Source organism: Arthrobacter sp. 05N429 (assembly GCF_056397045.1).
On record NZ_JBFTMQ010000012.1, the window covers coordinates 31,727 to 45,414 of the forward strand.

Consider the following 13,688-nt stretch of genomic DNA (forward strand, 5'->3'; position numbering starts at 1 on the left):
GAGGGCTCTAAAGGGGACACCCGTTGGCGATGATGCTGGCCGAAGGGGTCTTGACGCGCGGCGATACGCTGTGAGCAGTGGATACGAAGTTCGCGAGGGCGCCCAGGAGTGGGCCAGCGTAGAGAGGATACAAGATGAACGCTAGGGCTACTATCACCGCCCTCGTCGGTACCGCCTTCTTGGTATTCGCATTTCCATACATCCTTGCCTCGTTCAGGATGGCTGCGAACGGAACAGAGACACTTTGCTCGTCGTGGCCCTATGGGTTGTTTGCTTGGAAGTCAGCCGCAGATTCGATAAGCGCCGCCAGCTGAACCATTGATCGAAGCCCGAAAGACACGATGCTGATCCATTGAGGGTTCGGCTACCGAGACGATTTATTCGCGAATCGAGTCCCCTGCAAGGTGTCGATTGCGCCTCGATCAGCCTTTGGAGGTAACGGGCCAGCACCAGTTTCTCGGCCAGACGCCCTATGGAGTAGCTATGAGACTCCGCATGGTCATGCTGCCGCACCCTCAGCGACAGCGATGAGCCTCCATGAGGGGATCGACCGGGGGTGCCACTCATTCTCGTGGCGCCTTCGGCTGCGCTGTGAGAAGGGCGGCGTTGACTTGGCCCTGGAGCTGGAGGAGGGGAGCGTGAGAGGCAGGCCAGACCTCGAGCAGATTGACCAGCAACCGCCGAAGGCGATCGAGCACCATGGTGAACGGTGTCGCGAACTGCAAAAGATCCTCGATTGCGATGCGCAGATAGTCCTCCCAGGTGGGCAGCACCAGTCGTACCCGCGTATCACCGGCGGCATCAGTCACGTCCCCGACTGCCAGCTCCCTCTTCGCCACCGCCCGCAACAGCCCCTCGGTAGCGTCGATGGCGTCCACCGCGGTCGCCGGGTCGTTGACCGAGGGGGACAGCGCCCGTAGCGCGATATCGGCAAGCAACCGGAAAGCCAGCATCGGGTCCTGGTCGAAGGACCGCTCGGCCCCGCGCACCACTGACGCCCGCACTACCTGGTCGCTCAGCTCACCTCCGTGGACGTCGGCAAGCGGCGAGTCATCATGTACGGTGTCTCCCACGCCGACGCAGAACACCACCAGCGCGTCCGCTCGCGCGGCCGCATCAATCAGCCGCCGTAGCTCAAGCTGCTGAACAACACCGGGCGCGCCGGCCCAGGTAACGGTGCGCCGCAGCTCCGGCAGCTGCGCGGAAGGCTCGTCGGTCGCGGCCTTCGGGACGGATCGCAACGGGTAAACAGCAGCGATCACGGCGCGGCCGCGCGAGGTCACGGCGTCCAGCACAGATGCCAGCTGGAGCGACAGAAATGCTCGAATCTGCAATGCCCGGATCAGCCCAAAAGTGACAAGCGTGGCGAGGATCGCTGTGCCCGGTACGAGGGCGGTCACTTCGCCCAAGTTGATGCTGACCACACCGGCGGTCACGGCGAAGGTAAAGACGCCGACGGCCAACGCGAAGGTGCGCCACACGAGGGGGTCACCGTGGAAGAGGTTCAACCGTGGCGAGAAGCTGCTGGCGGACCATTGCACTGCCCCGAAGAGCAGCGCGAAGACAATACTGACCACGCCGATCACCCCGATACCGAGGGTGAACAGAAGCTCGGAGAGCCGGTTTCCGTCCACGGTGGGTCCACCGGATACCCGGGGCAGCGCAAGGCCCAGGGCCAGTCCGGTCAGCGCGCAGAACAGTTGCGCAAGGCCGGCACGCAGTCGGCGCCGTGCACGCAGCAACCGCCGGGGGGCACCGCGGGACGAGAACGCCCTCGCCGGGCCGTCGCGGCCGATCATCGCGCTGTGGCCCTGTGGTGCAGGACGGGCATCACAACCTCCCAGGGACCCGCAATCAGTCTGACCGGCTGGCGCGCGGATCGCGCGTTCGACGGGAATGCATGGAACCTCCCCAGTGTCCCACGTCAGGAACTTAGAATCTTGGCCTTCTCGGCAGGCCAAGTCACGTGTCCGGACCTTTGGCGCCGACCCGCTGCATGTCACGTCTTTCTCTACGGAGCCGATGACCCCGTTGGCCTCAAGCGTCCGGTCGGAGCCCACGCCCTAGGGAGAACCGGCGCGACGCCACGATCGATGGAGTTCCCGGCCGCACCGAATGATCTGACGGGGCGCGAGCTACGGCCCGATGCTTCCAATAAGGCGAACCCGAGGACGACGGTGTCGACCGCGGCATCATTTTTGTCGCCGTCAGGACCCACCTCAAACGGCAATTCGAGTTCGTCAGGACCGAGTGGCTCTACGAGGGTCTGTTCGTCGCTGCTCCCGATGGAAAGGACCGACGGCCGGGCCGAACGATGGCAGCGGGCCGTTCAACAGCCCGCACTAATCCATCAGTCGGCGGCTCTAAGACGTACCCCGTCTGGTCTTCACCGAGGTGGCGAGTACATTTTCGTCCCAGGTCTGCGTGCCCTGCGGTGGCTGTCTGGGTTGGAGAGCAATGCGGGAGACCCCGAGTCCGCGGCCGGATAGGGGCGCCTCATGTAGTCCCAGTTCCCTCGCTTCAGAGGCTTCCGATCCCATTACCAATGACCACCAGGCCGAGCACGAGCAGAAGGACCGTCATGACTGTTGGGTTATTCTGCACGAGCCAGTCACGCAGCGATTCGAGCGGCGCAGTCATCCGTTTCGACGCAATGAGGTACGCGATCACCGGGGTTGCTACAGTACTGGCCGCGATGAACACGAAAATGGCGATTGCCAGGGATTCCTCGCCGCCGGTGAGTCCGCCGGCGCCGATGACGAGCCCGGCCGCGATGGCCATCAGAAGGTTCTTTGGGTTTGCCGCTGCCAGGAGGAAACCGAGGAAGGTCGCGCGCCCGGGCGTCACGGTATCGATGGCCGCCATCCACTTGGGAAGTGTCGTCTTTTCGCCGGGTTTCGGGCGACTGCGCCATTGCCGTACCGCGAGGACGAGAAGTCCAGCGCCCAGGAGAATCTTGATGGTCCCCGCGATCGGTTTGGAGGCTGCTGGGTCTTCCTCGGGAATGAGGCCACTGAGCAGGGTGAAGACTGCGACGGCGGCGATGATGCCGACGACCCAGCCGACGAGGAAGCCCACGCTCACGGCCTTCGCCTTCGGGGACAGAAGCATGAGAATCGCGGCGATGATCGGGATGGGGCTTATCGCAATGCCGAGCGCCAAAGGGAGAATCTCCCCGATTACGGTTCCCATGAAAGCTTCCCTTCGCGCGGTCGGCGACAGTCGGTGACAGCTCGAACCCAGGGCGAGCCGCGACCAGGGACGACATAGCCGGTGTCCCGCTCGGGTAGCAGCGGACGCTTTCGCTCACAATCATTTGCCCCGCCCCGGGACCATCGGCGCCTCGAAGTCAGTTGACGTCGACGTAGACCACCTCGACGGCGTTGTTGCCGTAGCCGAGCCGGTTCCACGGCGGGACTTCTGGCTGGACGTTTCCAGCCGCGTCTGTAGCCCTGACGCGCAGGGTGTGGCGTCCGATGTCGTGGGCCTTCCAGTCGAACGACCATTCCTGCCACTGGTAGGGGCCTGACGGGGGTTCAAGGGTGGCCGCGTACCACTCGCCTGCGCCCGTGAGGCTGACATCGACGCGTGTCACCGGGCCCGTACCGGACCAGGCCTTGCCCCGCACCGTATGCGTGCCGGCGGCGATGGTCGATCCGGCGGCCGGAGCGGTGATGCGCGCCCGTACGCGCATGATGTCGACGGGTTCCGGTGAACGGTCTGCCCATTCGTACATGTAGTGCCCGGTCTGGAACTCGCCGACGAACCTCTCGGTTAGGACATCGATTCGCTTGAGCCACTTCACGGAGGCCACGGCATACCAGTGAGGGACGATGAGTCGGAAGGGCGACCCGTGGTCCTGGCCCAGTGGCTCGCCGTTCATCTCGTACGCAATGAGTATCTCGGCGGCCGGATCGGCGGCGTGGGCCAGGGGCAGCGCGCGGGCGAAACTCAGGTTGTCCTTGCTGGTGTCGGCGAGCACCGGGGTGAGGTGGTAGGCGCCGTGGTCGGCGCCCTCGAAGCGTACGTCGACGCCGTTGGCGGCCGGATGCGCTTGTGCCAGTACTTCGTGCAGGAAGGCGCCCTTCCAGCGCGCGGTCGATACGGCGTAGTCACCCCAGGGTTCACCGGTGGGCAGCGGACGCATTTCCAGCCGCCCGTTCCCGGCGCATTCGAGCGTGACCGCCCGTTCGTGCGCCGGCATGGCCCGTAGCTCGTCGAGCGTCAGTGTCAGGGGGTGGCCCACCGCGCCGCCGATCTCGAGCGTTCCGTCGTGGGCGGGCAGCGCGAAGTTGCTGCGGACGTAGTGGAGCTCTGTGGGGGTGATCTCGCTGGCGAGGGCCGCGGGCGGCGCTTCGGCGTTGTACGGTGCGGGGTTGATCATCTGCAGAGCGGCACGCGCGGCGCGGAGATCGTCGGTCATTTCCATGGCTAATCCTCCTCGTGGGTCTTGGTCAGTAGTCTGCGTCGCGGAAGACGGGTTCGCGATCGTCGTTGAAGGCGCCGATGCCTTCGATGCGGTCGGGATGGACGGCCGAGCGCCAGTGCGCTTCCATCATGATCGCGATGGCCTGCTCCACCGGCTGCCCCTCCGCGAGTTGCACGGCCCGTTTGACGGCTTGGACAGCGGTCGGGGAGTTGCTCGCGATCTTCTGCGCAATCCGCTCCGCCGCGTCCGCCAGCTCGTGCTGCGGATGGATCTCGTTGACCATGCCCAGGCGGTGCGCTTCGGCCGCTGTTAGCGGGTCTCCTGTCATGAGCATTTGCATGGCCCTTCCGGGTCCGAGGAGTCGCGGCAGGAACACCGGTGAGCCGCCGCCCGCCGAGAGGCCGAGCATCGCCTCGGGTTGCCCGAAGGTGGCGTTCTCGGAGGCGATGACGAAGTCGCAGCTCTGGGCGAGCTCACACCCGCCTCCGTAGGCGATCCCGTTCACGGCGGCGAAGAGCGGCTTGCGCAGCTGCCTCACGGTGTACAGCGTGCGATCGAAAGCCTGCCGTTGGCGCAGCCAGTCCTCTTTGGTCATCTTGTTGCGCTGCCGCAGGTCGCTGCCGACGGAGAAAGCCCGGTCACCGGCGCCTGTGAGTACGACGACCCGCACGGCGGTGCGGACGGCGATCGTTTCGACGATCTCCGTCAGGCGGGCGCCCATCTCGGTCGTGATCGCGTTGTCGGCGTGCGGCCGGTTGAGTGTGATCACCGCAATCTGGTTGTCCTTGCGATAGTCGACGAGGACGGAAGCCTCGGGTTCCTCGGCATCGGCGGCGGGCCGGGCGAAATCGAGTTTCTTCCAGCGATCGGTGCCCGCGGGGGTCGTGCTCATGGCGTGCTCTCCTTTGTCGGGACGGGTCACGGTAGCTCCGCCAGCCAGCGCATCGCCGACAGGCTCGGGGCGAAGCAGTACTCACCCCCGCGCACGGTCACGAAGGGGGGAAGGTCCTGCAGCCGGCGCCGGATCGGCCGCCGGGGAATCGTGAAGCTGGTTGTGCCATCGCCCGAGCCCACGAACGGGTCCGCTTCATTCGGGGCGCCGATGAAGATCCCGTCATTGAGCCATTGGGTCTTGACGAACTCGAACTGGCGCTTGATGTGCGCGCCGACGCACACGAAGATGATGCCGCGGTCCGCGCCGTCGTCCTCCAGCACTCCATCGGGAAGCGCCGGGCCGTAGCTCGTGCTGCGCCGGATCATGCGGTGTAGGCGGACGTCGACGCTGCCGTCGCTCTCAAGGGCGTCGCGCGGGTTCGCTCGGCGTGCGTGGGCGCCCACGGGGCACTTGAAGCCGCGGGGATCGTCGCCGTAGAGGAAGTCGTTGTTCCGCCGCGGGTCGCTGCCGAGCTCCGGGTCGTCCCGCTGCGGGGAGAGCGCCAGCGGGGCTCCGCCCTGCCAACGCCCGACCATCTTCGCACCGAGTAGTGCTTCGTCCTCGCGGTCCGCGGCCTTCGCGCGGAGGTATTGCCGGTATGCAGCGACCTTCGTGTGCAACTTCCGGAAGACGACATAGGTGCCGTTTCGGCCCAGGATGTCCGGGGTCGGCATCGGCGGCAAATCGCCCGTCTCGTCCGGGTATCCGAGGATGATCTCTCCCGCCTTCAGCGGCCGGTCGTGCGGGTTCGATGGCGCCCTGCCGCTGCCCTCGACCCCTGGCTGGCCGATACCGTCCTTGAAGCCGAACGAGGTACGCCCGGTCGGGAGCTGGTAGCAGTCCTGGCGCCAGAGGACCGTGATGCCGTCCAGCTCCTGATGGGCGCGGCGGGCCCTTTCGGCGACGGCCTCGAGCCGGGCGAGGTCAGGCGCGAGCACCGCTATGGCGACATGGACCTCGGCCGTGCCGAGCGGCTTCTCCCAATGCTCCGGGCTGCTCTCGCCGACGTCTCCGAGGACCGTCGCGCGCGCAGCCATCCCTTCGCGGAACTCAGCCGGGAAGCTGTCAAGCGAGCTCTGCGGTACCCCGAGCGCCTTGAGTCCGGGATACGTGAACGCGACGGTCATCCACGCGTCGTGCGCGGGATCGGGCGATGGCGTGCCCGTGTCGACGACCGCCTGCAGCCGCCGGACGAGTTGACGCCCGGCGGGGCGGTCATCGATCCGCAGCAGCAGGTAGCTGCCGACGTACGGTGAGGGGCGCTCGTGCAGTGCACCGCTCTGAATGTCGTCGAGCTCGAGGGTGACCCTGTCGTTCCCGGGCATGGTCAGTGGTGTTCCGGCTTCTCGGGCGGGTCGGGGTTGGGAGGGGAGAGGTAGGGAAAGCTGCGCGAGGCCGGCCGGGAGGACTTATCGACTCCATCGCTGATGACCGGTCCGTTGCCGGCGTTGATCAGCGTCGTGAAGAATTTGTCCATGACGTCGTCATTAATCGCCCGCCCACCACAGGTCTCGTGGGCCCGGCCCTGGCGGGCGGCGAGTTCGATCTCGAGGAATGAGCCCTTCTCCTGGTAGGGCTTGGTGAGGTCGAGGACCAGGTAGTCGGCGAGCACGAGTTCGGTCAGCGGATGGCCGTTGCCGTTCGTCGGCCAGTCGGTCCTCCCATCGAGGCCGTCCCAGAAGGCGAGGTTGGCGTTAAGCCGTGCCCGGTAGGCACCTTCGTAGCCGTGCTGGATGTGGAACGCGTCCTCCATGTTGTACAGGTCGCGGATCTCGAGGTCTTGATTGACCGGATCGAATTGCTTGGGCCCGAGCATCAGGTTCTTGACCTCGGGGCGCCCGACGCGTTCGATACGCACGTTGAACGTGCCACGCGTCAGCGTCTCGGCGACGACGCCGACGAGCGTGGCGCCCCCCAGCAGCGCAGTGTCGATCTCGACGACCAGCCCGAGGACGTTCTTGCCGTCCATGTAGATCGCCCCGAGCTCAGCGAAGGCGAGTTGGCCGGTCGCGACCGTCTTCAGGGCAGCGGGAGCATCGAGGATGAACGGATCCCAGCGCGCGCCGGCGAACAGCCGCACGCCGTGTCCGGATCCGCCATCCTCGTCATTGACGCGGAACGAGACGGACTCGCCGGAGGGCGTGGTGCAGGTCCCCTCCTGCTCGAAGGGTTGCGCGTCCGCGCTGGTCGGCGGGGAGAACACGCAGTCGAACACGAACTCTTCGGCGCCCACTTCGGGGCCGGCTGAGAACGGCGCCTGATCGCCGGCCGTATTTGCCGTGAGGGGTCGCAGCCGGAACCGGTAGATGAGGCCCTCCGAGAACGCGTTGGAAACCTTCGCGAACGGCAGGGTGTTCATCACGAGGACCAGATGATTCGCCCGGTCCGGGCTCGGAAACGCGAAGACATCCGTGATGTCGGCGATCGCGTTGGCCAGCGCCCGGGGGCCCGAGATGTGATCGGACATGGGCGTCAGTCCCCGGCTTCGTCGAGTAGGGGCTGCAGGGCAGGGTGCTGCAGCGCTGCTGCGGCGTCGGGGTGGTCGAGCACGCGCTGGAATGCCGCGTTCACGCGTTGCGCCTTGCGGATCTCCTTCACGGTGCCGGGGTAGTTGCGGGCGTACGCAGCAGCACTCTGCTGCGCGCCGTTAATGAACGCCTTCTCGGCGGCGAGGTCGGGCAGACCGTCGTAGCCCTCCGCATGCCGGAAGATGACATCGAAAAGCGCGAGCGTCGGTCCCGAGTTGAAGAAATCCTCCATGTACGCATCCCAGGGCCCGTCGAAACTTGTGATGAACGCGAGTCGGGTGTCGTCGTCAAAGAGTACGAACCGCGCCTCGTGGATTGTCGTGATCGCCATTCCGTAGTCCCCTGGCCGGTACCCCGGGGTCTGCTGCAGGTCATTCAGCGCGGCCCGCAACGATTCGCTCTCGCCGGGCTTGACCCGGAAGAACAAACTGAACTCACTCGTCGGGCCAACGCTGACGCCCGGACCGGAAGACTGTGCAGCCGATGTCGCCATTCCACGCTCCTTCGCCGATGTTCCGCAAGCGTGGCACGACCGCCCGGGTTACCACCTCACCCAAACGGGGTGAGGTGGTAACCCGGTGCCGCCGGCCCGGCCGGCGTCACCTTCGCGGCGACAATGCAGGTTTGGGCCGCGGAGCGGTCGGACGGCACCGCTTACCCTCCCGTGCCGGCGACGTCAGCCACTTGCCGCCTGAGCTGATGATCGCGGCCCTCTGCCCTGCCCCGGGCATTTTGCAATCTAGGGCTCAGGGCATTGATTCCCGGAAGCTATTAGCTCTATCGTGGGGGTGCCTCGTCCGTGTGCGTGAATGCGCGCTGGTGGGGAGTGCCGGGTGGGGTCCGGCGGGATGCGTCTTCGCCGCGGCAGGGTCGGTATCGACCATTCAGTGCCAGCGCCCTCGGGTCTCAGAGGGCGAAGGAATGGAACAGAAAATGATGGCTGACCCGGAAATTCCCCCGCCGCACCTTCTGACCGGCCGGAACGTGTATCTGCTGGACGACCACGAGGTCGTGAGGAGGGGACTGCGGCACCTGTTGGAATCGGATGGTTTGAGCGTCGCCGGAGAATCATGGTCAGCCCGGGAAGCAGTCCGGCGGATCCCTGCCCTTAGCCCGGATCTGGTCATCTTGGACGATGATCTTCCCGACGGTTCCGGTGTCGCGGTGTGCCGGGCCCTCGCCGCGGCCGGCTCAACCACCCGGTGCGTGCTGATGACCGGCGATGCCGAAGAAGCAGTGCTGATCGAGGCCATCATGGTCGGCGCGTGGGGGTGCCTGTCCAAACAGGATGACAGCAGTGAACTGCTCCGGCTCATCCGTCGCGCACTGGCCGGGCACACCGCGTACAGCGGCCGTTTCCAGCCGGCGCTCCCGGCCCCGTTTCCCCGGCTCGGGCCAAAACGCCCGGAAGAGAGACTCCTGACGCTCACGCGACAGGAAATGAATACCGCCATCGGCCTCGGGAAAGGGCTGACGAACCGCCAGATCAGCCGGGAGATGTTTTTGGCGGAAAGGACGGTAAAGAACATGGTCTCCTCCGTGCTGACGAAACTCGGCATGACGCGCAGGAGCCAGGCCGCCGTGTTCATCGCCCGAGCGCTACATCACCAGGAAAACCCCACGTACGGCGGCTACCGGAACAGCCCGTTCCCGGATCTAATCGCCGAAGTCACGGCAGCACTACTGAACTGCACCAGCGAGGCACGCACCGCACCTCCCACGGACGCCGAACAGGCAGAGGCCGCCCGGCGGCTTGCCGACGCGCTTGTCTCAACCCGGACCGGGCTGACGAGCCGCCGCCCGCAGCCAAGCCGCGATTAGGCGCCCGAACCCCCGGCAAGACCTCTCTGACACTCCCACCTCCAAAGCCGTCAGTATCCGCCACCAGAAACCGGGCCTCGCTGCGCTCGGGCAGCACAAGCATTCTTTTTCCTTTTTTTTGCTGCTGTCCTGCGGATCGTACGTGCCCGCTCCGCCGGCTCAACCGTCTTGCGGACGGCCGCGCAGTCGACGGCCTGTATTCGGCGCTGCGCTTATTTCCTCACACAATCCACCGCGCTGCTTGCCCATCGATTTCAGCATGAGGGCAGCTCACGGGTGCGGTGCTTGTCCGGGCCGGGGCCGGGGGCCAACTCTTCCTAAAGGAGCGAAATCGCGCGCAAGACACAACCGCCCCGCCCGGACGGCCATATGCAGCCTGGTTGGGGCCGAAGGCGGGCAAGAATGAGGGTGTGCACAATGTGCACACCCTGGGCTTCGGATCGGCTCGTATGTCGGCCGGACTGGGCCGGATTGCGGAGGATTTCGGGGGAGCAGCGGAAGGTCAAGGGCTGGAACCCGGTTCGAGTCCCACCTCGGGCACGTGTTTTCCCTGTTCAGGGGCTTGTGGGCCTCTGAGTGTGCACAATCTGTTCACTGCTGGGCCCCTTCGGGGGCCTTTTTTGTTGCCGGGCCCGTTGCTGTGGCCGAGGGTCTCCTTTCTTCCCTGAGGGCGGGCGTTTGTCCTTTGGTACCTGTTCATGGACCCCGTTGGCTTGGGCAACATGACCTGAACAATCCGGGGTCAAATTCTTTTGTGCTCGACGCTGGTTGTTCACCAGCCTCCTCCTCGGCTTTTTGGGTCTGTTCTGCGTCTTCATGGTGGGTCCGGGGGCGGGCGAGATAACTTGTGGCCCACCGGTAGGGAATCGGTGCCGCCGGACACCCACACGCTGTCTGACACGGGTTACCGTGGCCGACAGTGAGCCCACATAGCCGTACATGTAGCCCATGAAACTCACCCCCCCTTCTTCCCTTGGATCGAGGACTTTTCCGTGGATTCCTGTTCGTGGATGCCTCCGGCGTCTGCTAAGTGACGCTGTGGATTGTTGCCGCGATGTCCCGAAGTGGGGTAAGAGCTGCCTGGCTGGTGACTCCGTGCTGAGCCATTACTAGGGAACCGTCTTGGCGTCGCCGACGAGTCCGAGAATCGAGGAGGTCTTCACGATGACACCGCCGCCGGCCTTGAGCATCTCGGGAACCTGGTAGTACATGCCATAGAACACGGCCGGTTACCCGGGGGACGTCAGATGAATCCGGCTCACTAATATCCTGCCTCCGGCGAACGCCCCAAGCGTGCCTGCGGCGACGTAGCATCAAGGTATGGGGGCGGCCAGGAGTGTGGCGAAATGTTTGAGCGATTTACGGACCGTGCCCGTCGCGTAGTTGTGCTTGCCCAAGAAGAGGCACGCATGCTGAATCACGGTTACATTGGCACCGAACACATCCTGTTGGGTCTGATCCACGAGGGTGAAGGTGTTGCTGCCAAGGCCCTTGAATCCTTGAGTATTTCGCTCGACGGCGTGCGCGAGCAGGTGCAGGAGATCATCGGCCCGGGCCAGGAGTCCCCGTCCGGACACATCCCCTTCACCCCGCGCGCCAAAAAGGTCTTGGAGCTCTCGCTCCGCGAGGCCTTGCAGCTGGGACACAATTACATCGGCACGGAGCACATCCTGCTCGGCCTCATCCGCGAGGGTGAAGGCGTGGCCGCCCAGGTGCTGGTCAAGCTCGGCGCGGATCCGAGCCGGGTCCGTCACCAAGTCATCCAGCTCATCTCGGGTTACCAGGGCAAGGAAACCACCAGAGCCGACCAGAATCACGTTGAAGCAATTCCCTCCGGTTCCGTCGTCCTGGACCAGTTCGGCCGCAACCTGACCCAGGCCGCCCGCGAGAACAAGCTGGATCCGGTCATCGGGCGCGAATCGGAAATGGAACGCGTCATGCAGGTCCTTTCCCGCCGCACCAAGAACAACCCGGTCCTGATCGGTGAGCCCGGCGTCGGCAAGACCGCCGTCGTCGAAGGCCTCGCCCAGGCGATTGCCCGCGGCGACGTTCCAGAGACCATCAAGGACAAGCAGCTCTACACACTGGACCTGGGCTCCGTGGTGGCCGGTTCCCGCTACCGCGGTGACTTCGAGGAGCGGCTGAAGAAGGTCCTCAAGGAGATCCGCACCCGCGGCGACATCATCCTGTTCATCGATGAAATCCACACCCTCGTGGGTGCCGGTGCGGCAGAGGGCGCCATCGATGCGGCGTCGATCCTGAAGCCCATGCTGGCCCGCGGCGAGCTCCAGACCATTGGCGCCACCACGCTGGATGACTACCGCAAGCACATCGAGAAGGATGCCGCGCTGGAGCGCCGGTTCCAGCCGATCCAGGTCAAGGAGCCCTCCGTCGCTCACGCGATCGAGATCCTCAAGGGCCTCCGGGACCGGTACGAGGCGCACCACCGCGTCACCATTACCGACGGTGCTCTGGTCGCCGCGGCGAGTCTCTCCGAGCGTTACATCTCGGACCGGTTCCTGCCGGACAAGGCGATCGACCTGATCGATGAGGCCGGCGCCCGGCTGCGGATCCGCCGGATGACTGCCCCGCCGGAGCTCAAGGTCATGGACGAGAAGATCGCCGCCATGAGGTTGGAGAAGGAATCCGCGATCGACGCCTCCGACTACGAGGGTGCCGCGTCGTTGCGCGACAAGGAGCAGAAACTCTTGAGCGTGCGCAAAGAGAAGGAGCGCCAGTGGAAAGCGGGCGAGCTGGACGAGATCTCCGAAGTCAACGAAGACCTGATCGCCGAGGTCCTGGCGAATGCCACCGGCATCCCGGTCTTCAAGCTGACCGAGGAAGAGTCCTCGCGCCTGCTGAAGATGGAAGACGAGCTGCACAAGCGCGTCGTCGGCCAGAACGAGGCGATCAAGTCGGTTTCGCGGGCGATCCGGCGGACCCGTGCAGGCCTGAAGGACCCGAAGCGTCCGGGCGGTTCGTTCATCTTCGCCGGCCCCACCGGTGTCGGCAAGACCGAACTCGCCAAGGCCCTGGCCGAATTCCTCTTCGGCGAGGAAGACACCCTGATCACCCTGGACATGTCCGAGTACTCGGAGAAGCACACGGTGTCACGTCTCTTCGGTGCCCCTCCGGGCTACGTCGGTTACGACGAGGGCGGCCAGCTGACCGAGAAGGTCCGCCGTCGTCCGTTCTCCGTGGTCCTGTTCGATGAAGTGGAGAAGGCGCACGCCGACCTCTTCAACTCGCTGCTGCAGATCATGGAAGACGGCCGCCTGACCGATAGCCATGGCCGCGTGGTGGACTTCAAGAACACGGTGATCATCATGACCACCAACCTCGGCACCCGGGACATCTCCAAGAGCGTCGCCACCGGCTTCCAGTCCGGCACCGACACGCAGACCGGCTACAACCGGATGCGCGCCCGCGTCACGGAGGAGCTCAAGCAACACTTCCGCCCCGAATTCCTGAACCGTGTTGACGACATCATCGTCTTCCCGCAGCTGACCCAGGACGAGATCATCGAGATCGTGGACATGTTCGTCCGCCGCCTGGAGCAGCGGCTCAAGGATAAGGACATGGGCATCGAGCTCACGCCCGCAGCCAAGATCCTGCTGGCAACCCGGGGCTACGACCCCGCCATGGGTGCCCGGCCGCTGCGCCGGACCATCCAGCGCGAAATCGAGGACCAGCTCTCCGAGAAGATCCTCTTCGGCGAAATCCACGCCGGCGACATCGTCGTAGTGGATGTGGACGGCGAAGGCGACGACGCCAAGTTCACCTTCGCCGGCCACACCAATCCGCGCATTCCGGATGCACTGCCCGCCGCGAGCTAGACGGGAACCCGCCGCTGGCTACCGCCGGGGCGGGCAATACGGCGGCGCCATTCATCCGGGCCGGTCCATCTCCAATCAGGAGGAACCGGCATTTTCAGCCCAGGGGTTCGGCGTAGCGTAGCCGGGCTTCCTTAGCCGTC

At 65.2% G+C, this 13,688-nt stretch carries 9 protein-coding genes; 2 read left to right on the forward strand and 7 right to left on the reverse strand.

Annotated features, from left to right (window positions below; genetic code table 11):
* Positions 1-563: 563 nt before the first annotated feature.
* The 7 genes from AC1DF4_RS16285 to AC1DF4_RS16315 form a co-directional block, all read right to left on the reverse strand.
* Positions 564-1,799, reverse strand: coding sequence for a DUF2254 family protein (locus tag AC1DF4_RS16285; RefSeq protein ID WP_476913848.1), 1,236 nt, complete (start codon positions 1,797-1,799; stop codon positions 564-566).
* A gap of 721 nt (positions 1,800-2,520) precedes the next feature.
* Complete coding sequence (locus AC1DF4_RS16290; protein WP_476913849.1) at positions 2,521-3,192, reverse strand: GAP family protein; 672 nt, start codon at positions 3,190-3,192, stop codon at positions 2,521-2,523.
* Positions 3,193-3,349: 157 nt separating this feature from the next.
* Positions 3,350-4,429: a sulfite oxidase gene (locus AC1DF4_RS16295; RefSeq protein ID WP_476913850.1), complete on the reverse strand. Its 1,080-nt coding sequence runs from the start codon at positions 4,427-4,429 to the stop codon at positions 3,350-3,352.
* 25 nt (positions 4,430-4,454) lie between these two features.
* A complete protein-coding gene (locus AC1DF4_RS16300) occupies positions 4,455-5,321 on the reverse strand; it encodes an enoyl-CoA hydratase/isomerase family protein (protein WP_476913851.1) in 867 nt (288 codons plus the stop codon).
* Between the two features lie 26 nt (positions 5,322-5,347).
* A complete protein-coding gene (locus AC1DF4_RS16305; protein WP_476913852.1) occupies positions 5,348-6,688 on the reverse strand; it encodes a Dyp-type peroxidase in 1,341 nt (446 codons plus the stop codon).
* A 2-nt stretch (positions 6,689-6,690) separates the two neighbouring features.
* On the reverse strand, positions 6,691-7,830 hold the full coding sequence (locus AC1DF4_RS16310) for a DUF4331 family protein (RefSeq protein WP_476913853.1): 1,140 nt from the start codon (positions 7,828-7,830) through the stop codon (positions 6,691-6,693).
* A 5-nt stretch (positions 7,831-7,835) separates the two neighbouring features.
* The gene (locus tag AC1DF4_RS16315; RefSeq protein WP_476913854.1) at positions 7,836-8,384 is read right to left on the reverse strand and encodes a hypothetical protein; all 549 of its coding nucleotides are present in this window, start codon (positions 8,382-8,384) and stop codon (positions 7,836-7,838) included.
* Between the two features lie 428 nt (positions 8,385-8,812).
* Here AC1DF4_RS16315 and AC1DF4_RS16320 point away from each other — a divergent pair, with 428 nt between their 5' ends.
* Positions 8,813-9,712 (forward strand): response regulator, encoded by a 900-nt coding sequence (locus AC1DF4_RS16320; RefSeq protein WP_476913855.1) that lies wholly within the window; start codon positions 8,813-8,815, stop codon positions 9,710-9,712.
* Between the two features lie 1,346 nt (positions 9,713-11,058).
* On the forward strand, positions 11,059-13,548 hold the full coding sequence (locus AC1DF4_RS16325) for an ATP-dependent Clp protease ATP-binding subunit (RefSeq protein WP_476913856.1): 2,490 nt from the start codon (positions 11,059-11,061) through the stop codon (positions 13,546-13,548).
* The last annotated feature ends 140 nt before the right edge of the window (positions 13,549-13,688 follow it).